The organism is Vibrio porteresiae DSM 19223, assembly GCF_024347055.1.
In the GTDB taxonomy this organism is placed as follows: Bacteria; Pseudomonadota; Gammaproteobacteria; order Enterobacterales; family Vibrionaceae; genus Vibrio; species Vibrio porteresiae.
On sequence record NZ_AP024896.1, the window covers coordinates 277,351 to 298,490 of the forward strand.

At 43.4% G+C, this 21,140-nt stretch carries 22 protein-coding genes; 7 read left to right on the plus strand and 15 right to left on the minus strand.

Features of this window, described 5'->3' with window-relative positions; translation table 11 throughout:
• Positions 1–59: 59 nt before the first annotated feature.
• A complete protein-coding gene (gene pyrC / locus OCV11_RS17855; RefSeq protein ID WP_261897377.1) occupies positions 60–1,091 on the minus strand; it encodes a dihydroorotase in 1,032 nt (343 codons plus the stop codon).
• A 300-nt stretch (positions 1,092–1,391) separates the two neighbouring features.
• On the opposite strand from pyrC, the gene OCV11_RS17860 reads away from it, so the two are divergent.
• The gene (locus OCV11_RS17860) at positions 1,392–3,209 is read left to right on the plus strand and encodes a hybrid-cluster NAD(P)-dependent oxidoreductase (protein ID WP_261897378.1); all 1,818 of its coding nucleotides are present in this window, start codon (positions 1,392–1,394) and stop codon (positions 3,207–3,209) included.
• 108 nt (positions 3,210–3,317) lie between these two features.
• Here the strand turns inward: OCV11_RS17860 and OCV11_RS17865 are convergent, their stop codons facing one another.
• Positions 3,318–4,034, minus strand: coding sequence for a type 1 glutamine amidotransferase (locus OCV11_RS17865; RefSeq protein ID WP_261897379.1), 717 nt, complete (start codon positions 4,032–4,034; stop codon positions 3,318–3,320).
• Between the two features lie 98 nt (positions 4,035–4,132).
• Here OCV11_RS17865 and OCV11_RS17870 point away from each other — a divergent pair, with 98 nt between their 5' ends.
• Positions 4,133–4,942: an AraC family transcriptional regulator gene (locus OCV11_RS17870; RefSeq protein WP_261897380.1), complete on the plus strand. Its 810-nt coding sequence runs from the start codon at positions 4,133–4,135 to the stop codon at positions 4,940–4,942.
• Positions 4,943–4,987: 45 nt separating this feature from the next.
• Here the strand turns inward: OCV11_RS17870 and OCV11_RS17875 are convergent, their stop codons facing one another.
• Positions 4,988–5,752, minus strand: coding sequence for an alpha/beta fold hydrolase (locus OCV11_RS17875; protein ID WP_261897381.1), 765 nt, complete (start codon positions 5,750–5,752; stop codon positions 4,988–4,990).
• A 248-nt stretch (positions 5,753–6,000) separates the two neighbouring features.
• On the opposite strand from OCV11_RS17875, the gene OCV11_RS17880 reads away from it, so the two are divergent.
• A complete protein-coding gene (locus tag OCV11_RS17880) occupies positions 6,001–6,300 on the plus strand; it encodes a putative quinol monooxygenase (RefSeq protein ID WP_261897382.1) in 300 nt (99 codons plus the stop codon).
• 126 nt (positions 6,301–6,426) lie between these two features.
• Positions 6,427–8,706 carry a type III effector HrpK domain-containing protein gene (locus OCV11_RS17885; protein WP_261897383.1) on the plus strand — a complete coding sequence of 760 codons (2,280 nt, stop codon included), beginning with the start codon at positions 6,427–6,429 and terminating at the stop codon, positions 8,704–8,706.
• A 255-nt stretch (positions 8,707–8,961) separates the two neighbouring features.
• Here OCV11_RS17885 and OCV11_RS17890 read toward each other — a convergent pair whose 3' ends face one another.
• Positions 8,962–9,321, minus strand: a complete 360-nt coding sequence (locus tag OCV11_RS17890; protein WP_261897384.1) for a winged helix-turn-helix transcriptional regulator — start codon at positions 9,319–9,321, stop codon at positions 8,962–8,964.
• Positions 9,322–9,396: 75 nt separating this feature from the next.
• Between OCV11_RS17890 and OCV11_RS17895 the strand changes: the two genes are divergently transcribed.
• A complete protein-coding gene (locus tag OCV11_RS17895; protein WP_261897385.1) occupies positions 9,397–10,149 on the plus strand; it encodes an SDR family oxidoreductase in 753 nt (250 codons plus the stop codon).
• 271 nt (positions 10,150–10,420) lie between these two features.
• Here the strand turns inward: OCV11_RS17895 and OCV11_RS17900 are convergent, their stop codons facing one another.
• The 8 genes from OCV11_RS17900 to OCV11_RS17935 all read right to left on the minus strand — a co-directional run bounded on the left by OCV11_RS17900 (position 10,421) and on the right by OCV11_RS17935 (position 15,866).
• On the minus strand, positions 10,421–11,314 hold the full coding sequence (locus tag OCV11_RS17900; RefSeq protein ID WP_261897386.1) for a DMT family transporter: 894 nt from the start codon (positions 11,312–11,314) through the stop codon (positions 10,421–10,423).
• Positions 11,315–11,460: 146 nt separating this feature from the next.
• Positions 11,461–11,886 carry a GFA family protein gene (locus OCV11_RS17905; protein ID WP_315972760.1) on the minus strand — a complete coding sequence of 142 codons (426 nt, stop codon included), beginning with the start codon at positions 11,884–11,886 and terminating at the stop codon, positions 11,461–11,463.
• Between the two features lie 62 nt (positions 11,887–11,948).
• Positions 11,949–12,368: an NUDIX domain-containing protein gene (locus tag OCV11_RS17910; RefSeq protein WP_261897387.1), complete on the minus strand. Its 420-nt coding sequence runs from the start codon at positions 12,366–12,368 to the stop codon at positions 11,949–11,951.
• A 41-nt stretch (positions 12,369–12,409) separates the two neighbouring features.
• Entirely contained in the window at positions 12,410–12,964 is a 555-nt protein-coding gene (locus OCV11_RS17915; RefSeq protein WP_261897388.1) for a GrpB family protein, read from the minus strand.
• Between the two features lie 45 nt (positions 12,965–13,009).
• Positions 13,010–13,480: a GNAT family N-acetyltransferase gene (locus tag OCV11_RS17920; protein WP_261897389.1), complete on the minus strand. Its 471-nt coding sequence runs from the start codon at positions 13,478–13,480 to the stop codon at positions 13,010–13,012.
• A 51-nt stretch (positions 13,481–13,531) separates the two neighbouring features.
• Positions 13,532–13,747 carry a DUF6434 domain-containing protein gene (locus tag OCV11_RS17925; RefSeq protein ID WP_261897390.1) on the minus strand — a complete coding sequence of 72 codons (216 nt, stop codon included), beginning with the start codon at positions 13,745–13,747 and terminating at the stop codon, positions 13,532–13,534.
• Positions 13,748–13,808: 61 nt separating this feature from the next.
• On the minus strand, positions 13,809–14,102 hold the full coding sequence (locus OCV11_RS17930) for an HNH endonuclease (RefSeq protein WP_261897391.1): 294 nt from the start codon (positions 14,100–14,102) through the stop codon (positions 13,809–13,811).
• Positions 14,103–14,111: 9 nt separating this feature from the next.
• Positions 14,112–15,866: an ATP-dependent nuclease gene (locus OCV11_RS17935; protein WP_261897392.1), complete on the minus strand. Its 1,755-nt coding sequence runs from the start codon at positions 15,864–15,866 to the stop codon at positions 14,112–14,114.
• A 426-nt stretch (positions 15,867–16,292) separates the two neighbouring features.
• Between OCV11_RS17935 and OCV11_RS17940 the strand changes: the two genes are divergently transcribed.
• A complete protein-coding gene (locus OCV11_RS17940) occupies positions 16,293–16,931 on the plus strand; it encodes an alanyl-tRNA editing protein (RefSeq protein ID WP_261897393.1) in 639 nt (212 codons plus the stop codon).
• A 238-nt stretch (positions 16,932–17,169) separates the two neighbouring features.
• Here the strand turns inward: OCV11_RS17940 and OCV11_RS17945 are convergent, their stop codons facing one another.
• The 3 genes from OCV11_RS17945 to OCV11_RS17955 all read right to left on the minus strand — a co-directional run bounded on the left by OCV11_RS17945 (position 17,170) and on the right by OCV11_RS17955 (position 19,576).
• Complete coding sequence (locus OCV11_RS17945; RefSeq protein WP_261897394.1) at positions 17,170–17,544, minus strand: hypothetical protein; 375 nt, start codon at positions 17,542–17,544, stop codon at positions 17,170–17,172.
• A gap of 185 nt (positions 17,545–17,729) precedes the next feature.
• Entirely contained in the window at positions 17,730–18,761 is a 1,032-nt protein-coding gene (locus OCV11_RS17950; RefSeq protein ID WP_261897395.1) for a methyl-accepting chemotaxis protein, read from the minus strand.
• Between the two features lie 155 nt (positions 18,762–18,916).
• Positions 18,917–19,576, minus strand: coding sequence for a pyridoxamine 5'-phosphate oxidase family protein (locus tag OCV11_RS17955; protein WP_261897396.1), 660 nt, complete (start codon positions 19,574–19,576; stop codon positions 18,917–18,919).
• Between the two features lie 88 nt (positions 19,577–19,664).
• Here OCV11_RS17955 and pdxR point away from each other — a divergent pair, with 88 nt between their 5' ends.
• On the plus strand, positions 19,665–21,083 hold the full coding sequence (gene pdxR / locus OCV11_RS17960; protein WP_261897397.1) for a MocR-like pyridoxine biosynthesis transcription factor PdxR: 1,419 nt from the start codon (positions 19,665–19,667) through the stop codon (positions 21,081–21,083).
• Positions 21,084–21,140: the final 57 nt, after the last annotated feature.

A 21,140-nucleotide genomic window follows, 5' to 3' on the forward strand; every position in this document is an offset into this window, starting at 1 on the left:
CGGTTCTCCTTTTAGCATTATCAATGAGCTTTATCGCTGACCGGTTATTTGTACTGAGATTATTCAATTACCGTCCACTCAATTTTCTCGCCGCCACGAATTGGCACAACGATGTCTGAGCCAAATGGCATGGTGGCTGGCACATCCCATGCTGCTTTGGTAAGCGTGACTGTATCTTGGTTACGTGGTTGACCGTAGAAGTCTGGGCCATTGTGGCTCATAAACGCTTCTAATTTGTCCAGCTTACCTTCTTTATCAAACACTTCAGCGTAAAGTTCTAATGCTGCGTGAGCGGTGTAAGAACCAGCACAGCCACAAGCGGACTCTTTACGACCTTTAGCGTGTGGCGCTGAGTCAGTACCCGCAAAGAACTTCTTATTACCTGATGTTGCCGCCGCCACAAGCGCGTGCTGGTGAGTAGCACGTTTCAAAATAGGCAAGCAGTAGAAGTGTGGGCGAATTCCGCCAACCAACATGTGGTTACGGTTATAAAGCAGGTGGTGCGCGGTAATGGTTGCTGCAACATTGTCGTTGGCTTGTTTAACGAAGTTCACTGCTTCTGCGGTGGTAATGTGTTCGAGTACCACTTTAAGATTTGGGAAATCACGCACGATAGGTGCGAGAACGGTCTCTAAGAAAATCTTTTCGCGGTCGAAAATGTCGATTTCGTTAGTGGTTACTTCGCCGTGAACCAGAAGCAAAATGCCTTCTTCTTGCATTGCTTGCAGAACAGGGTAGATTTTTTCAGCAGAGGTTACGCCAGAATCTGAGTTGGTTGTGGCACCAGCAGGGTAGAGTTTACAAGCGACAACGATGCCAGAAGCTTTGGCTTTACGGATTTCATCAGGACTTGTGTTATCAGTGAGATACAGTGTCATCAGAGGCTGAAAATGCGCTGCTGGTTCATGCGCCATAATACGATCACGATATTCGTGCGCCAGCTCAGTAGTGGTGACGGGTGGAACAGTATTTGGCATGATTAACGCGCGTCCGTTGTAACGACTAATATCGCGAACGGTATCACCAAGCACCTCGCCATCACGAAGGTGAACGTGCCAGTCATCTGGACGAGTGATCGTTAGAGTTGTCATAGTTTGCTCCCACCGACAAAAGTTTAAAATTGAGGAGCCTGCACCTAAGGTTTGCCTTGCGACGCAAACGCTTACGTTTAGGCGACAGGATGATAGAGGAAATGGTAACCGATTGCATCCTTTAATTGTTATTGTGTATCAAATCCCAATGAAATTGCGCGATGCAAGCAGGCTTATGGGTTGTTTTCTCATAAATTCGTGGTACTTTGCCAAAGCTCAAAAGTGAGGAATAGGACTCCCTTACTTTCTCTCTATTTTAATAAAATCAGTCAGTCACCATTTATTACAGGTAGGTTGTTCATGTCGTTAGCCACGTTATCCGATATCCATGTTTATCCAGTGAAATCCGTAGGGGGAATATCCCTTTCTAATGCTTGGGTAGAGCGTCAAGGTTTGACGTTTGACCGACGTTTCATGCTGGCACTCAGTGATGGTTCGATGGTAACGGCGCGCAAATACCCGCAAATGGTAACGATTCGTTCAATGTTAATGCCTGATGGTTTGATGTTTACCGCGCCCGGCAAAGCTGCGCTGTCACTGCGTTATACCGATTTCAAACGCCAAGAGGCAAACGCCACGGTTTGGAAAGACACCTTTACTGCCTATACCACCACCGATGATGCCAATGATTGGTTTAGCGATTTTCTAGGTGTTAACGTCGAGCTGCTGTTTTGCGGTGAACAGTCCAATCGCTACCGTGAAAAAGTCGGGAATAACGTGAGTTTCGCCGATGGTTATCCGCTGCTGATTATTAGCCAAGCCTCATTGGATGAGCTAAACCGTCGCAGCAGTGAAGTTCACAGTATGGATCAATTTCGCACCAACCTTGTGGCAAGCGGCACTGAACCGTTTGCTGAAGACAGCTGGAAACGCATTCGTATTGGTGAAGTGGAGTTTGAAGCTGTTAAGCCTTGTGAACGCTGTATTCTTACTACTGTGGATGTGGTGAAAGGCGATTTTCGTGCTAACAAAGAACCACTTCGATCCTTGTCGCAGTTTCGTGCCAATGAGCAGGGCGGTGTGTTCTTTGGCCAAAACTTGGTGGCAAAAAATGAAGGCCGCATCAGTGCGGGCGATGTGATTGAAGTGCTCGAATACAAAGACAAAGAGGTTTATGAAGACCACGGTCGCTCTGGAATATCACTGCGCTGCGTCGCGCGTGAAGAGATGGCGCGCGACTTTATTACCTTCTGGTTTGAGCCTTGCTGTGGCTTAGTGCCAAGTTATCTTCCGGGGCAATATCTGCCAATTGAACTGGAGCTCAATGGTCAATCGATTGTGCGTTACTACACCTTGTCTTCTTCGCCATCTCGCCCTGATCGTTTAGCGATTTCTGTTAAGCGCATTGATGGTGGCATGGTATCGAACTGGCTGGTGGAGCATCTGCACGAAGGCGATAAGCTCAGCGCGCAAATGCCAACGGGCGCATTTCATCTTGAAGAGCAAAATGAGCAACCTCTATTACTGCTCTCTGCTGGTAGCGGCGTAACGCCAATGCTCTCAATGCTGCGTTACTTGGTCGATTCTGGTAATCAAACCGATGTGGTGTTCTACCATCAATGTCGCTCGATTGAAGATATTCCATGCCGCGCAGAGCTTGAACAGCTTAACCATGATCATGATTGGCTCTCAGTTCGTTTGTGTTTAACTCAAGCGCCGATGGATTGGTTTGGCCTAAAAGGGCGTTTGTCGCTTTCTCATCTCAAACAAATTCGTGATGTAGACCAACGTAAAGTGTACATGTGTGGCCCAGATGGGTTTATGCAAAAAGCGCGTAACCTTCTGCAAAAACAAGGTGTTGCAGATGCGGATATTTATCAAGAAGCATTTGGGATTACTACCTCAACCAGCGAGCCTTTTGCCACTGTTGAACTTGAGATCGACGGCGTGGCATTTAAAGGCGATAACCAACACACTCTTTTAGAGCAAGCAGAAAATGCCGGCGTTCCTGTCGCAAATAGCTGCCGCGCTGGATTCTGCGGCGCATGCAAAGTGAAACTATTGGAAGGGGAAGTCACTCAATCTGATAGCGCCGCCCTGTTTGATGATGAGCGCGAACAAGGTATGGTGCTCGCCTGCTGCTGCGTGCCGAAAACTGACGTGAAAGTCATTAGCTAATTACCCATCTCACCACAGCGACCAATATTATGGCCGCTGTGGTTACTGCTACGGCAGGCGAAGTTTTTCATAAACGTTCTGCCGCTGCAGTTCGCAGTGAATGCACTATTACTTCGTATTTAAATAGAGCAATTCGAGCTTATCTAAGAAAGTAAAAAGTACTTGATTCATTTCTTCATAATCATGGTTTAACAATGTTTCTGGTGATTCGACAAAACGATGTTGTTCTATATCACTAAAGTCATCATTCTCAATCAGTAGTTCGACCACTTCTTTAGTCAGTTCCATGTGGCATTGCAATCCAAATACACAATCACGATAGGCGACGATTTGTCTTGGACAACCTTCACTGAAAGCTATTATCTCAGCATCTGGAGTAAGTCCTGGCATGTCATTATGCCAATGACCTACTGCCAAGGTTGAGCCAAAATGGCTAAATAGCGAATGAGATAACCCAGCCTCTGTCAGAGTAATAGGAAATTTCCCTATTTCCTTCTCTGGACTGTGATCATATTGAGCGCCAAGCGCTTCACCGATGAGTTGGGAACCTAAACAGATACCAAGAACCACTTTTTGAGCATTGATGACTTTTAATATCAATTCTTGTTCGGCATGAGCATCGAAGTGAGGACACTCATCTAACGTTGTTGATGGTGACTGAGGGCCTCCCATTACGATGAGAAAATCGATGTTTTGGACGTCTTGTGGGAGAGCCTCTCTAGAATAAACACGAGTAAAACTGAGCGAATGCCCCCGTTGTTTAGCCCAAGTCTCGTATGCTCCTGGAGCTTCAAATGCCTCATGGATAATAAAGTGAATGTGCATGCTGCAATCTCTAATGCTGAAATGAACAACAATCCTATACTAATTTGCTTTGGCCTTATTTATACTATGAGACATAAAACATCGATAAGTCGCCAACTATGTTAGCTAATGAGCTGATCAAAACATTACCAGAGCGTCAATTTTTGACGAAGGCCATGCTTATGACCGCGGGTTACTTAGATGATTGGCATGAACATTCTTGGCATCAAATAGTGTTTCCTGTAAAGGGATTACTACAATCGAATATTGATGATATTTGTACTGTAGTTCCTCATAACGCCATGCTATTTATCCCATCAGATCGAATTCATAAGTCTGAAGCGATAACCGATACTGAGTTTCTAGCCATCTACCTAAATCCGAATCAATCTGTTGATTATCCTGCGCAGCCAAAATCATGTCTGGTAAGCCCCTTTATCAAAGAATTGATATTGCTACTTTTTCAACAAAGTAGCACTTCATCTTCTGATTCAAGTATCACTAATTTACTGACGGTGCTCAGAGATCAAATCGTGATAGCTCCCAATTATGAGATTCCGTTATTAATTCCTAGGGATAAGCGTCTTTTAGCTATTTTTAGTCAATTAAAAGAACAGCCAGATACGTCGTTTACGTTGAAGGAGTGGGCTAAGCAGGTAGGTGCATCAGAACGAACTTTATCGAGGTTGTGTGCGAATGAATTTGGACAGTCATTTTCATTGTGGAGACAGCATGTGCGTTTGGTTTTATCGTTACAATTGCTTGATTCAAACTTAACTGTTCAAGATATTGCACTTGAGTTGGGATACGGTTCTGACTCCGCTTATATTTACGCATTTAAAAAGATGTTTAATCAGACGCCAAGTAAATACAGAAATGACAGTTTTGGACACAGAGTGATGTTTAATAGTCTGTGCCCTTCGAACTAAGTGACCCAAGAGCTTGGGACACTTATTGCTACCGATAATAGTCAACTAAACAATCGACTTCTTAATAGCCCGCGCTAAGCCTTCTGGATTTTCCCAAGCCATTGAATGTCCTGCACCTGGGACGATTTCAATCTGGATTTTATGGTTTGCTAATATCTCAGCATCAGGATCTGGCAAACTATTGCTGCCAAAAATATAGGTTTTAGAGACGGGTAAAGCATAGAAAGTCTCACGCCAGCTCGGTTGTTCTCCGGCAATTAGCGAGAGTGCATTTTTATAAATGGCTAGGGGAAGACTATTTGAAAGACCTGCTGCCCATTCTGTATTGCCGCTTTCAATACTTTTTTGGATGATCTTTGTGTAGGCTGAATGGAGAAAATCGCTTTCGCTAAAACTCGCAATTCGTTGACTAAAAAAGCCACCGCCAGCATCGAGATTGGCTTCACTGAGAATTAGAGTTTGCACCCGATCTGAGATTTGCTTGGCTAATGAAATCGACACAGCGCCCCCCATGCTATGCCCATATATGATCACTTTTGATAAACCTAAATGGTTGATCAGTTGTGCCAAACAATTGGCGTGATTAGCAATGGAATAATCAAAATCCTCGGGCTTATCACTAAAGCCAGATCCAACCATATCGACTAGTATCCGTCGATGAGACTCTAAACCACCAGTTGATACGACTTGTGGATAATCAAACGAAGATGCGCATCCAAGTCCGTGAATAAAAAGGATAGGTGTATCGTTACCTGGCAGATCGTGGTAGCGCAAACGTGTATTGCATCCGTTCAATTTGAACTCTTTCATGGAATAACTAATCCTTTTTCTCCGGTAGATTTCGGTAGTAATGGTAATCTAATACTGATTATTAATACAGTGTTTTAATCGCTGATTTAAACGGTGTATAAAACTTCTCAAGGCTTATTTAACTAAAGTATTGTCCTGTAACTCACTATTTCCCTTCACTTTATTTTTCATCTCAGTATTATCTAAACCACTAATGTGGCACACCAAGTTCCCATTTCAATCAGCACTTTTATAAGGACAGGCAACATATGGATAAAGTAGTTTTAAGTGGGTACATCATAGTGCCTGCAGATGATTTGGCAGTAGTTCAACAAGAGTTACTGGTTCATAAAGCGCTAACCCGCGCAGAGGCAGGTTGTCTGGTGTTTGAAGTGACACAAAATGCTGATAACCCACTGCGTTTTGATGTGTATGAAGAGTTTATTGATGCAGCCGCATTTAATTCCCATCAGCAACGCGTGAAAGCGTCGCAATGGGGAGCGGTGACTCAGGCTGTCGAACGTCACTATCAAGTGATGGGCTTGGGTGAAATTACGTCTGACAACTAGAGTTTTCTCAATCCACTTTTCTTAGTTCGCGCGTTTTAAGGAACCCTAAAGAACCTTTCCCTACTCAGAGAATATTGGTGACCAATTCACCAGATGAATTCATTCAGATGATAGGGAAACAATATTGTGCGAATCGATAGTAATGTGGTGGCTTCGAGCGGGCTCAATGACGCTCCACTCACACAAACTCCACCGGTAATTGGTGCTTCTAGGGCAGCAGTTAAAGGGGATGGAATCCAATTCGGCGCATCGACCACGCGCCATTTAGACGAGCCAAATCCGTCAGAAAAAATGGATTGGCTTGGGCAATCACCAGCGCTTTTCTCCTTGTTCAAGAAACGTGAGTCAAAGCTGCAAGAAAGCAGCCAAAATTGCGATGCTCTCTTGCAATCTAGCGCTCGTTGCAACGTAGCCTCAATGCCATTAGCCGGTATTACGGCAGCGTCACCTGTGTCATCCAATGTTGCAACGGAGAAACTGAACTCTATTAGTTCTACTGATCCTGCGGTATTAGCTGCGATTGATAATTCGCAGTTTAGTCGTGCCGATGAGTTAAAGCGTTGGGGGAGTATGGTCGGCCATCTACCGGAGAGTGAGCGAGTAGCTGCTGAAAAGGTATTAAATCGCCCGTATGCGGCGGCCAAGTTAGCACTCGAAGGCACCGATGAACAAAAAGCCAAAGCGCTTGAATACATCAATGCCAACCAAGCGCTATTTACTGCGATAGAAACACGAGCAGGAGCGGGCGATAACCGCCATGTCATGGCTGATGGTTCACTCTCTGATAAAGACCTTAAAGTGTTTGCTGGGACCATGAAAGAGAGAGCGAATCAGGCCAGTGAGATGGTGACCGATTATCAACAGAAACATCCCGATGCGGATGAGCAAAGTTTAAGTTTGGTCCGTTCCTCGGCGCTTTTGTATGCTAACGATCCGCTTACCCGTTCGGCTTCGGCACTCAAGCAACCGGGCGTTAAAGATCAACAAGACACCAAGTACGCGAATATTGACGACCTCAAAACTCTATCGGATTCAAACAATAATCCCGACCTCTCGCCATTACTTACCGATGCAGCTCGTTTATGGAGCAAGCCGGGTATGTTCAATACCTTGGAAGATATGGGCCTTAATGGTAAAGATGTGGCACGCCACGGCGGTGATGGTTTGCTTGATCTTACCGATTATTCCGCCTTTATTGACAAGGTTGCCCCAACCAACAGCGCGGAGTTTAATGATTTTATCTCCTATGTTTCGATGGCAAATGCTGCTGATAAAGTCGATACATCCAAATTAAACCAAGATATTTTTGAGCAACCTAATCAATACAGTGGCGCAGAAAAAGCGGCGGTATTAGTGACACTGCAACGCACGCTGCAATACGTTATCGCCGGCGAGTCGATTCGTAATACTGAACAAACAGAAAAGGAACTCAATGAAAAAATAGAGCAGTTACAGAACGATAAGGATGCTCAACGCTATTTGGAGCAGCAGAGCAAAATCAGCAAAAAGGAGATCATCAACTCATCCGCTGACCTATCCCGTAGTGTAAACCACCATCTTAAGACTCAAGTTTTAACGGGAGATGGATTACGTGAAGCGCTGAGAAACGAGCAAGGGCAAGCTGCTGATGTAACACAAGCCACCGCGGCTTTGGAAAATTTTCATGATGATGTGCAGCTCTATCAGGACATAACCGGAAAACAGTTAGGTGTGGCAGATATCGTCGCATTTTATCCCGATTTGGCAGAGTCTTTGCGAGGTACTGCTACTTCAATTAGTGACGGCACGCTATTAACTCAATTGGCAACACAAAAAGAGACCTCGCCAGAGCAGGCGCTCAACTCTTATTGGAACTCATTGGCGTATATGGATGATGCTCTATCGAAAACGGCGCAAGGTGGCATTGGCATTCCTCAAACCGCAGTGATTCAACAAGCGCTGCAAAACGCGGGTGTTAATTCGCAGATGCAGGGAGCAATTAACGATACTACCCTAAAGGCGTTATTAAATGGGAAGACCAATATGACACCGATAGGTATTCAAGGCGCAGAACACCATAATGGTAATGCGGCGCTGGACCGATTAAAGGAAATGGCGATCAAAAAAGGCGCAAAATTTGTTGCCAAACAAGGCGCCAAATTTGCAGTGCGTATGGCTGCCTCATTAGCAGGGCGCGCAGCTGCAGCGGTGGCTGGGGAAGCTGCCGGTGCAGCGTTAGCAGGTTCTATTAGTTCGGTGGCAGGCCCAGTGGGGTGGGCGGTTGGCGCTGCGGTCAGTATCGGGTTTGGTATTTCAGAACTGGTCAGTTTCTTTAAGAATAAAGCTAAGAAACGACGTGAGCGACGCGACTTTGATCATACGGTGTCGCCCACATTAAATCAGTTTGGTATTAGTAAACCGCGTTAGTGCGGAACATAGATATAGTACATAGTTGTCACCCTAAGTAATACAAGCAGTGGAGCAGAACATCCACTGCGTTTTGATGTTCTATTAATAGCTTATTGATGTTGCCGTATTGAATGCCCATCAGCAGCACACGAAAGCGTTGCAATGGGTGAGTTGTGACTCAGGCTGTCGAGCGTCGTTGACAAGGCAATTTTTCATTCGACAAGAAGTTAATCAACTTGAACCCTGAATTATTTATTCCCAGCGTCATATTGGTTAAGAGGTAAGCTGATCTCGATATTGAGTCATCCAGTTCGCGAGTGAGTCTAGTGTTGGCTTTAATGTCATCCCTAAATCTGTAACACAATATTCAACTCTAGGAGGCATCTCAGGATAGACTGTTCTTTTAACAAGGCCCAAGCTTTCAAAAGCACGTAATTGCTTTGTAAGTTCTTTTTGTGTAATTGAACCTATTGCTCTCTGCAGTTCACCAAAACGTATTAAATCATTAGTGATTATTAATCTGTATAGGATTGGGATCGCCCATTTCCCTGAAACAATATTTACGAAGTCCACCATCGGGCATGAAGATTTATTGATAAAAGTACTATTTTCATTTTTCTCTTTAGTATCCATTTGGTACCTACTATACAATTGAAACTATAGATCCAATAATGCTCTCCAGAATGACGAAAAACAATAGGAGATGTAATGTCATTAAGATTAAAGAATAAATACGCTTTAATAACGGGAGGGACCGCTGGTATAGGTCTGGAAACGGCAAAACAGTTTTGTTTAGAAGGTGCCAGCGTTGCAATCACAGGACGTAGTGCCGAGGGCTTAGTAAAAGCTGAAGGTGAGTTAGCAGAAAATACAATCCTTATTCAAAATGATTCGTCTGATATCCAGCAGCAATACCAGTTGGCTGAAAAAATAAAGTCTGTATTTCCGAGGTTAGATATACTTTATATCAATGCTGGCGATGTTACCCACAAATCCTTGGAAGAATGGGATGAAGAGAGTTTCGATCGTGTTATAAATACAAATTTAAAAGGGCCTTTCTTTTTAATTCGTTCACTATTGCCGTTATTATCTGATTCGGCATCTATCATTCTTTGCGGTAGTGTATCAGCCCAAATTGGGCTACCGAAAAGTAGTGTATATTCTGCTAGTAAAGCCGCGTTGATATCACTTGCCAGAACACTATCAGGAGAACTGAAACATCTTGGTATTAGAGTCAATGCTCTTAGTCCAGGACCTACTCAGACAGATGCTTTTGATAAATTTGGTTTGCCTAAAAGTGAACAAATTGAGCTAATAAATCAGGTTAAAGAACTGGTTCCTATGAAACGTTTGGGAACACCTCTTGAATTGGCAAAAGCAGCCGTTTTTCTAGCATCAGATGAATCAGCTTACATGCTTGGATCTGAGCTATTGATTGATGGTGGAGTTGGAAATCTATAATACTTTTCGGTCGACGAAAATTAGCTGTTATTTAAAAAATATTTGCATCCATTTTATTATCTGAAATATCCCAGCTACGGTAATGTTTCTGACCTGTTTTTGTCCAAAATATACTCTGAGCTACCAGTACCCCTGAAGGGATAAGCAACAAGACAAAGTCAATAAAACGGATGGAATATTACTATCGAAATACAGATTACTTATTTTTAACGAGCGAGGCGGTTTCTCCTGGAAGCCGCCATGAACCTGTTTTTTTCAAAGAATATCTTTACTAGTCTTTAACTTTTTCGATTTCTGCTTTGCCGCCGTTCCCTTGATTAAATGTTACCGCAATAAGTATCATCGCCAACGCAATCCAAGTATTTAGTCCTACCTGCTCGTGAGCAAACACAACACCGATCAGAACTCCGAATGTGGGTACTAAGTAGTTGGTGAGTGAGGTGAATACCGGCCCTGCTTCAGAGATAAGAATCATATACAGGAAATACACCACTCCGGCACACATTGCGCCCAAGTAGGTGATAGATAGCATTGAATCTATGGTTAGATGGCTTGGTATTTGGGCGCCAGTAACTATGGATATCAGTAATATTTGTAGACTAGCGGAGCCTAACACATTCCTTGCCACAATGAGTGGGTGCTCGTCTCCACATTTAACCAGTAGGAGAAGCGCGACACCAAAAGAGGCAGATGCAGCAAGGATAGATAAGGGGCCCCAAACGCTTAACGAGCTATTACCCTCTATTATATCTGGTGCAAAAAGCGAAACTAGACCGAGAAAGCCCACAACGACACTGAGAATACTTGAGCGAGAAATTTTGTTCTTTGCACTCAACAGTGGAGTGAACAAGATGACGAAAAATGGAACGGTACCTATGAGCACCGCAGCAATGGATGAAGATACATACTGCTGCCCCCATGGAACGAGTGTAAAAGGTATCGATGCTTCTAGTAACCCTATTAGCATGTAGAGTAGCCAAGGAGTATTCCCTTGGGACGTCACTTTCAGTGCCTTACAGATAATAAATAGTGTTACGAAACCCACCACCGCACGGCCAACTCCTACATGTTGAGGTGTTAAAGATGAGAGTGCTATTTTTTGAAAGATAAACTGCGAGCCCCAAATCAATCCAATTATTGCGAGTAGAAAATATTTGTTTTTCATTATTGAAGCCTTTTAGTTAGTGAACTTGGAAATTCGGCTGGTATTTTTGAGCTTATCTAAAATACCATAGCTTCTTAGTGCATGCCAAAGCACAACTTATGAGTCGATAGGAGGCTAATGGTAATTGAAATTTTATTCGACGTGCACTATTTGGATATTTCTAGCCAATCTTTTTCAGTTGGCATCTTATCAAATTTCGGGATGCCGTCGTTTATAAACCCCACGTCCCAACTTGCGTGCGAACCGACATAGACATGAGCGGAAACCTTTGTATCCACTGGTTCCGATAATAAACCGGCAGGTACCCAATATGATTCACCCGTTGCGCTAATATTGGGTACTGGACTGCCACATTGGCAACAAAAATCAGATTTAAACCCTGAGCTGGTAGAGAATGACTTAATTTGATGCTCACCGGAGCACCATTTAAAATTGGACGCTTCAATTATCAATGCTGAATTTGATGAAGAACCAGATACCTTGCGACACAATGAACAATGGCATTGGTAGATAGGGGGTAAGTCGCCCGATAACTCAAACGAAACCTCGCCACACAAACAATTTCCTTTCAAATTTGGTTTTCCCTTAAATCAAGACAGGGGCTCATTCAGTTGTGAGCGCCCAATAAAATTTGTTATAGCTGTGCTTCAGATAGTATTGAACTGACGATCATTTTGGCTTCGACAGGCACAAGGTTTATTTGACTTAAATCACTAAGCTTAACCCAAGTATGTTCATATAGATTATGACTATGCTGCGCCTTAAACTCCGGGCTTTCTGGCGATAACTTTGGTTCAAAATACGGTACTCTAACCAGAAAAAAGTGTTCCTTTCGTCCACGATTTACAACTGAGAAAATGGCTTCTGGGTTATCTATGTTCAACATCGTTTCTTCAAAGATTTCTCGAACTATTGCTTGCTGAAGTGCTTCATTTGGTTCGACGCCGCCTCCTGGGAAAACCCAATAAGTTCGACCATCTTTGAAGCGTTTGATGAGAAGGATTTCAGCATTGTCGCTATTTACTAATAGAGCACTCACTCTCTGTTTTTGCATTTTTTCTCCGAGGATATAGCGCTTTAGTCAATTGCATCGGATTAGGTTAATTGCCACTGTAGAGCCTTTGCTTCATATTCTTCTATAAAGCTATTTTTGTAATCGATGTAAACATCTACATCATTGTTACAAATGGCTGCACCACGTCTTTTTATTTCTCCATATTTACACGCTACATCAGGGAATGCTCTGAGATAATCACGAAACGCGAGATGTCTTTTAGCTTCTGGCGAGTCAGCTAGGAATGCGTGAACCTGATGGGTTCGCTGTATTCCTCCTTTTTGGAAATAACGACGGCCTTTTATTCCACATTCACCCTTCACCAAATACCCCAGTGAAGCCATCTTTTCTGATTCAGAATCTAAAGCCTCAAGACTGTTCACTTCTAAAAGAATATCGATAATTGGTTTAGCACATAATCCTTTAACTGATGTGCTGCCTATATGATGTATTGCATGAATATTAGTTGATGTTAAAACAGAAATTATTCGCTCTTTTTCTTTGGCAAAATCGAATAGCCACTGAGGCTGATAATCGATGACTTCAATAATTCTGTGATTCATAACTTCAGATATACCTAATGTTTGCTGCAGCAATTAACCAATATCCCAAGTGATTAACTAGTCTGATGCTTGCACCTTTTATACGAATTTTTCTAACAAATCCCGCGTCATAAAGTAGCTATGTGGATCAGATTTGTAGTCAGAAAAGGGATCGCAATAAGTGAATCCAAACTTTTCATACAGATTTCTTGCTGGTCTGAAGTACTCGTGAGTTCCTGTTTCTAAACTAACTTTTTGATATCCTTTGTCAATTGCGACGTTAAGAGCATGAGTCAGCAATTTAGTTGCTACACCTGATTTGCGTGAGGAGTTTGAAGTTCTCATTGACTTAAGTTCGACATGATGAGGAGTTAACTGTTTGATAGCCAAACAACCTTGTAGATCACCATCAAGCCAACCGCTAAAGAAGGTAATATCTGGTGATTTAAGCGCATTAACATCTAGAGCGTGAGCACTTTCAGGAGGTGAAGTTGCGTACATATCGGATAAATGTTCATCGAGTAATTTGATCACTTCAACATCCGACAAGTCGTCTATTTTGATTTCCATATTCCAAATCATCCTTTTGGTATTTGTTTGTTATACAAAATTTTACGTGACTTACTTTGAATTCTGACGCCTCATCCACTCTTGGGAAGCGTCACCCATTGTTAAACCCACTGAATTTTTCATCCATTGCATGAAATCTCGGTCGAATTTAAATTCCTCGCCAAATTTGGATTTAAAATAGCGACGGACGTTATGAGTTGTCTTGTAACTATCCGTGATGACAGTATTGTCAACGATATCGTTTTTATGCCAATCAACCTTTGCCAAAGTCTAAGTTCTCCATTTTGTATAACGTGCAGTTCAATTGTCGACTGTACGATACTTATCCTTATTCGTTATACGCGCGCTGCCGGCTTAGCATCAGCTTTACATTTTCAATTTCATCACAGCCATTATTTCTATGGATAACAGCGTGGCAGTTGGGACAAACAGGCCGTAGATCTGCGACTGGGTCAACTTTATATTCGCTACCAACTTCAGATATAGGAGTAAGATGATGAATATGAATTATGTTTCTTGCTTCTTTTCCATATGTATCTTCCGCATTGAATCTGCAGATTACGCAAGTTGTTCCATACTTCTCGAAACAAGCAACCTTAGCTTTTTGATTTCTCTCATACATGTTAAATGTCTAGTTTCGTATCCACTCAACTAGATCTAAGATAGACTGGTGATCCGGGCATGTCGCAGCTAAACCATTTTGATTTACATCATTTTTAAATTGCGCCCATGCACTTTCATCCTTTGATTGAGTACCGATATGAGCCTCAATTGCACCTAAAGTCCAAAGCCAAATACCTTGTGCTTTTAGTACGTTATGTAACGATTGTATTTCAGGTTTTGCAACTGCATCATTTGCTAAAATTTCAAACGCCTGTGCAGCTGTACAATGATTACTATTTTTGGGAAGACCAATACCATTTAAAGTAATGTTATTTGCAGGTGCGATCTGAGCTAAACGCGATTTAATTGCAAGTACTTCTGGTGATGTAGCACCCACAAAACCATCTCGGATAGCACCTGTTAATCCGTAGTCTAAATCGCAGATTGCTTTTGCGGGCAAATCCATTGCTGCCAAAATTTCTAATGACTTTTTAGTGTCATTCACACCACTTTGAGCGACCAACGCACGTTTCTCTTGCCCCATCGTTTTCGAACTGGCTTTCTTAAACAAAAAGGGAAGAAGTCTAAGTTCAGTCTTACCCTCAGTAAGAACAACATTTTCAGCAAAGAGTACTTGGGTTGAATGAGAAAGACTGAACAACTGTTCCATTTGATGAACTGAGTTCGGCACAACCTTTTGTATCGCATCTGCTAGGCGCAGCCTAGTATATGTGCCTTGCTGGTCATTTTTACGCATAAGTAATGTTGTTTCAGCCAATTCAGGCGTGACCATCTGGGCTGAGTGAGTCGTAATAACTACCTGATAACCTGAGTTTGACAATGAAGTTAGAGCCTCTCTAACTTGCTCAATAGCAAAAGGATGCAAATATAGCTCTGGTTCATCGATTAATAACAGAGTAGTTAAATCGGGAACATTACGTTTTACTTCCGCAAGGTACTGGACTAATGCCATTTGTATAGAGCGTTGCGCACCGTGCCCATAAGACGTAAAATCTCGACCGTCACCTTGCCCCTCAAATACCTTTAATGTACCCGCTTTAATTAATTCATCAATCGTAGGAGTTTCGAAGTGTAACTTTACACTCATTCCAGGAAACAGCTCCGTAACCTTAGCATTTACGTTCGTGTCAATATTAGAAAACTCCCCAAACCTCATGTCACCATCACTTGAGATTCTTCTGCTAACTTCAGATAAATGAGTGTTAAGATCTTTCTCATGGGCCTGTCTAACAGGTTCAATAAATTGTGCTAATAACTTACCAATCGTTGTAGTGTTTTTCGATTTTGATGCATCTTCCGCAGCGTTTTCCATTGCCCCAATACGAATAGGTTCAGGAAGCAATGCATTTATAGCATTGTCTATACCCGTGGGGTTAACTACCCACTGGGAAGTTGCGGGATCTTTTATAGATAGTTTTATATCAGCTGCTTTATCCGCCGGTACTAACTGGATTCGCCTAATACTGAGTACACCATTATCAACATACTTCTCTATCGATTTCTTCTGCTTGTCAGGCATGTTATCTAACAAAGTCTGAGATACTCCATGAATATCTGCCTCAACTTCAATGGGACTGGTAGGATCATTGAAATCTTGTTCAGATAAACTCGACTTTCGAAGTAACCATTGTAGAGCCGATAAACAATTTGATTTACCAGCGTTGTTATAACCGACTAAAGGAGTTAGCGCTGAAAGCTGTAAACGAGTATTGATACATGATTTGTAATTTTTGATTGTTACATCAGTTATTTGCAGAGCCATTGCTCCTCCTGATTGGTATAGGTATACATTAGCCGAAAGACATTTAACAGCGCCTTTTCAACAGACATAGTCTTTATAAAAATAATAGACAATACAGACACTAAGTTTGTAACAGGCTGAAATTTCGGTCTTAATTTTTTTAAACCAACCAAAGCTAGAGCATATCTGTATTATTGCAAATTAAACTGAGTGCATAATCTTATATCGAAGGAGTGAGGTCAAGAACCGACATCAGACTGTTGTCATAAAGCTAGGGTTTGCATCCGTCGGGGGAACAATAAGGGCATTGATTTGAGGTAGTTAAGCGAGGGGACTGTTGCTGTAACAAAACAGAAAAGGTAGATAAATTGTAAAAAAACGTTGATGATGGTGTTTGTTTAAGCAAATGTGTTGCATAGCGTATTGAGTGCAACCTAAGGAATGACAGTGACAGAAAAGGAATTCTGGAACGACTCTTATCAAACAGAGCTCGTTTCAACCGTAACCTCCGTTGCGGATAATCAAATCACCTTATCGCATACGATTTTTTATGCAGAATCGGGTGGGCAGGAAAGTGATCATGGGACAATGGGTGGTATCGAGGTTTTAAAAGCTGAAAAGCAAGGGCTCGATATTGTTTATACCCTTGGACAAGCTCCTTCGTTTGCTGTTGGCAGTGCGATTGAAACGCGCATTGATTGGCCTCGTCGTTATGCGCTAATGAAACTGCATTTTGCTGCCGAAGTGGTGCTGGAGTTATTTACTCAGAATTTTTCGATTGAAAAAATCGGCGCGCATATCTCTGCAGACAAAAGCCGCATCGACTTTATCTGGCCAGAGAGCATCGCGCCTTTGCTCCCTGATATTGAGGTTAAAGCGCAGCAGATAATTGATGCAGACTTGCCTATCATCAGCGCCTTTTCGGATGAAGCCGCGCAACGTCGCTATTGGCAGGTAGAGAACTTTGCCAAAGTGCCTTGTGGTGGAACCCATTTAAAACGAACCTCAGAACTTGGCCGCATCACGCTCAAGCGCAAAAACCTAGGTAAAGGCAAAGAGCGCGTGGAAATTTTCGTCGCAGACTAAATATCTGTTCCTAGTTATGTGCCAATCTGCCCATTAGGTGGATGCTGGTAAGTAGACTTTTTTGCCATGGATGGCAAAGCAGAGTCCCATGAATGGGTTTATGCGAGTCTGCGTTCAGTATTTGCCTAAATGACTTCCATTTAGGAACAGTTCGTTAAATCTCCATTTCAATTAACTTACCCTATGTTGAATATGGGGTAGTCTGAAAGCACTAGTGACTCAACAAGCTTCTCAGCGCCTAAAAACGAGCAGAATAGTTAAGAGAAAAGGCGTTGCCGCTGGCTGAGAAGGAGAGTCCGTGCATCACGAAACGAGACAATACCGTACCGGTAACGCAGCCGACGAGGTCGTAGCCTAAGTCACTTTCACTAAAGCCGTTATAGGCGATTTCATCACGGACTTCTTTCGCTAAACCGACGGTCATACAGGTTGCATTACTGAGTAACAGATTATCGAAGTAGATTTCTGAACCTGCCCCGATAATAAAGGAAGCGCCAGTGTGTTGAATATCGTCACGCTGTGAATACCAGTTATTAGCATTCGCCGCTGGCGCGAGTGCAAGAAAAGAGAAGCACAGTGCGGCGGTGATTAACGAAGAGATTTTTTTCATCATGAGAGCGTCTTTACATATTCCAGTGGTTGCTAATCAAAGAGTTTAGTTGCTAATAGGGCAAAAGGCTACTCACAAATTACTCAACTACTTGAATTTTCTATGTCATTTTGATTGTTGTATTGATAAATGAAATAAAAAAGCCCACGACATGGCGTGGGCTGAATATTCAAACAGAATGCAGCAATTTAGGCGAATTGGCGCTCTACATTGTGCAGTTGTGATTGCTGCTGATCGATAACCGAACTTAGGTGTGAAAGTTGGTCACACACATTGGCGATCCGTTGGCAAACCGCGTTCATCGACTCTTTTTCTGCATTGGTGTAGATCACCGCTTGGTCAACATGAGAGCTAATGCGTTCCATCGCAGCTGTTGATGTGTCAGCTTCTTTAATCACCAATTCGATGCTTTGCTCAATCTTCGAACTTGATGTGCGTGCGCGAGTCGCAAGATTACGCACTTCATCAGCCACCACAGCAAAACCACGGCCTTGTTCGCCTGCACGAGCCGCTTCAATTGCAGCATTTAGCGCCAGCAGGTTGGTTTGGTCTGAAATCTGGTTGATTTCTAACGCCAAGTCATTAATGGTTGCAACGCTTTGACCGAGTTTCGATAGCTGGCCTTTAAACTGAGTGATGTAGTCAGCATCGTCTTTTGTTGCCGCAGCAGACGCTTCCAAATTGCGGCAAGCACCTTGAATATCACTGTGAACCACTTGTGATTGGCTCACTGAGGTGTGCGCAATATCGGCCAATTCAGCGGCAGTTTGTTGCAAATCTTGTAAGTAACGAGCTGCTTGATCAAGGCGCGTTTTGGTTAAACGGCTTTGTTCGTTATCGGTGCTTTGAGCTTTATTTAGTTCAGCTGCGTGGCGAGTTTTCTCTTGTTCTAAAACCGCGATACGTTGAGATTGCGAGTCGCACTGTTCCATCAAAGCTTGTAAGTCAGCCTCAATTTTATCTGGGTTAGTGGTGTCATTGAGTTGACCACGGTGACCCGTTGTTAATTGCGCGGTCAATTTACGTTGTACACGTTGTAGAGACTGAGCAAGAGTTTGCGCGGTAAGTAAAGTAGAGATAAATGCTAGAGCGAAAAGGATAGCAGCGTAAGTTGCAAGGCTAAACGGTGTGCTGGCAATAGCAAAATGGGCAATTAAAAGGACCAGAACAACAGCATCCAAGGTCAACATTTTACGAAAGATGGGTAAATCAAATAGCATGATACATCCTTATGATACGACTCATGTCCGAACGACGTATTTTATCCGCTCGATTAAACCAAATAATTTGCTAAAAGAACACAAAATTATTTGGTTAGTCAATAAGATAGTTCAGCTAAATGTTGCAGAAATGTACACCTGAGTTAATTGATAATTCACTTGTTTACCCAGCGTGTTCCATAGGCTTGAGAATAATCGGGTACAGAACAACTCGCAGGTGTGTGATCGCTTGGTTCTAATGGGCCAACTTGCGTGCGATAAGGGAGAAATCCTGACCACACCGGATAGTCGTTATCTTCTGCATATTCAGCCACATCGCCTTGATTGATTTTGACTGATGCTTCCGTTAACGGCATGGCGAGCAGCATAGTGGCGGCAAGTTCTTTCGTGCTGCCAGGGCGAACCTGCTTACTACGTTCGGGCGCAATGTGATCGATAAAATGATTGAGTAAGCGATCTTTTTCACTGAGCTCTTCGATAGCCGAAAACTGCCCATAAACCACGGCACTGCGGTAACGAGCACTGTGGTGAAAAGCAGAGCGGGCCAACAGCCAACCATCAAATAGGGTGAAAGTGATACAGGTGGCAGCACCTTTGGCGAGGCTGCGCATTAAGCGGCTGTTATTGGCACCATGCAGGTAAATATGATCATCCACGCGCCACACCAGCATGGGAATAACAACAGGACCATGCTCCTGCACAATGCCCACATGACCAATCAAGCATTCATCGATAATCAAATGCAACTGCTGTAAGTCTTGGCTCGCGCGTTGTGGCGCTTTATGAATTTCAGTCCTTGGGGTATTTGATAGCATGGGATTCTCCTTATGGTTTGAAATTGCAAGATAGCGGCAAACTGGTATTGTAAATAGGTCCACTTTTTAGATAAGGAAAGATCCAGTTATGTTGCTCATGGAGGCGGGTGATTTACAGCTAACGGCGTCAGGCTCTCGTACTGAGCAGTTGTTTCACGCCATTCGCCATAAAATTGTCTCTCAGCTATGGCCTCTTAACGGTAAGCTCCCTTCAACTAGGCAACTGGCTCAAGAACTCAACATGAGCCGCAATACGGTGATTGCGGCGTATGAACAGCTTGTTGCTGAAGGGTATATCGAGAGTCGGCAAGGATCGGGATTCTATGTCGCCGTGGCACTGCCGGAGCAGTTTGTTCCAGATGTCGTGATCAAAGATGTTCAAACCAAAGCGATGAAAGAACCGCACTTACAACGCGCATTTCGTCCAGGTGTGGGGGATTTTGAGGCTTTTCCCTATCGTTTGTGGCAGAGCATGTTGCAACGCCACAGTTCGCGGCGCATCTTGATGGGATCACACGACCCACAAGGATTGCCAGAGCTTAGACATGCATTAAGTGATTACTTGGCAAGTAGCCGTTCGGTGAGCTGCGACCCATCGCGCATCATCATTACTTCAGGTGCGCAGCAAGCTTTAGCGCTGGCATTACTCGCTACGCTAAGTTCAGGCGATGACATTATGATGGAACAGCCGGGTTATACGCAGATGCGCGCCATCATTAATACGCTCGGTTATCGTATTAAGCCTGTTCCTGTTCGTCCGATCTCGGGGCTGGATCTTGATCATGTGCTAAAGCAGCAGGCGCGAGCACTTTACCTAACGCCGAGCAATCAGTATCCGATGGGAACCACGTTGAACACCGAACAGCGTTTGGCGTTGATTCAATGGGCACAGACCAATAAGAGCTGGATCATCGAAGACGATTATGACAGTGAGTTTCAATTTGCTCATCGTCCCTACACCAGTATGCAAGGATTGGCAGCGAAGATCGGACTCGATCAACATTTACTCTACGTCGGTTCATTTAGCAAAATTCTGTTTAATGGGTTGCGACTTGGCTATCTCGTTGTGCCAAGCAAGCTGGTGGACAAATGTGTGATGTTGAAAAATGTCCTGACCGGCGATACTCCAGCCCATAGCCAAGCGGCACTCGCCGATTTTATGATGGAAGGTCATCTCTTACGCCACATTCGTAAGATGCGCCGCCATTATCAAACCAAGCGGGAATTGATGGTCGAGGCGTTACACCGTTATCTTGGTGATAAGGTCGATATCATCAGCCAAGCCGCCGGACTGCATATTACGTTGCGTTGGCAAACGGGAATCACAGAGCAGCAATGGGTTGAGGCGGCACAAAAAGAGCAGTTGATGATAAGAGCGATGAGTTATTACGATGAAGCCAATTTTGCAACGCGCGGCTGGCATGGCGTGGTACTCGGGTTTGGCAATGCGCCGCTTGAGAAAATCGATGAGGATATAAGACGGTTAGCCAAAGCGTTTGTGGGCTAACAGAGCTTTTCGACAAAGAAAAAGCGAATCTTGCGATTCGCTTTTCATCATTATGAC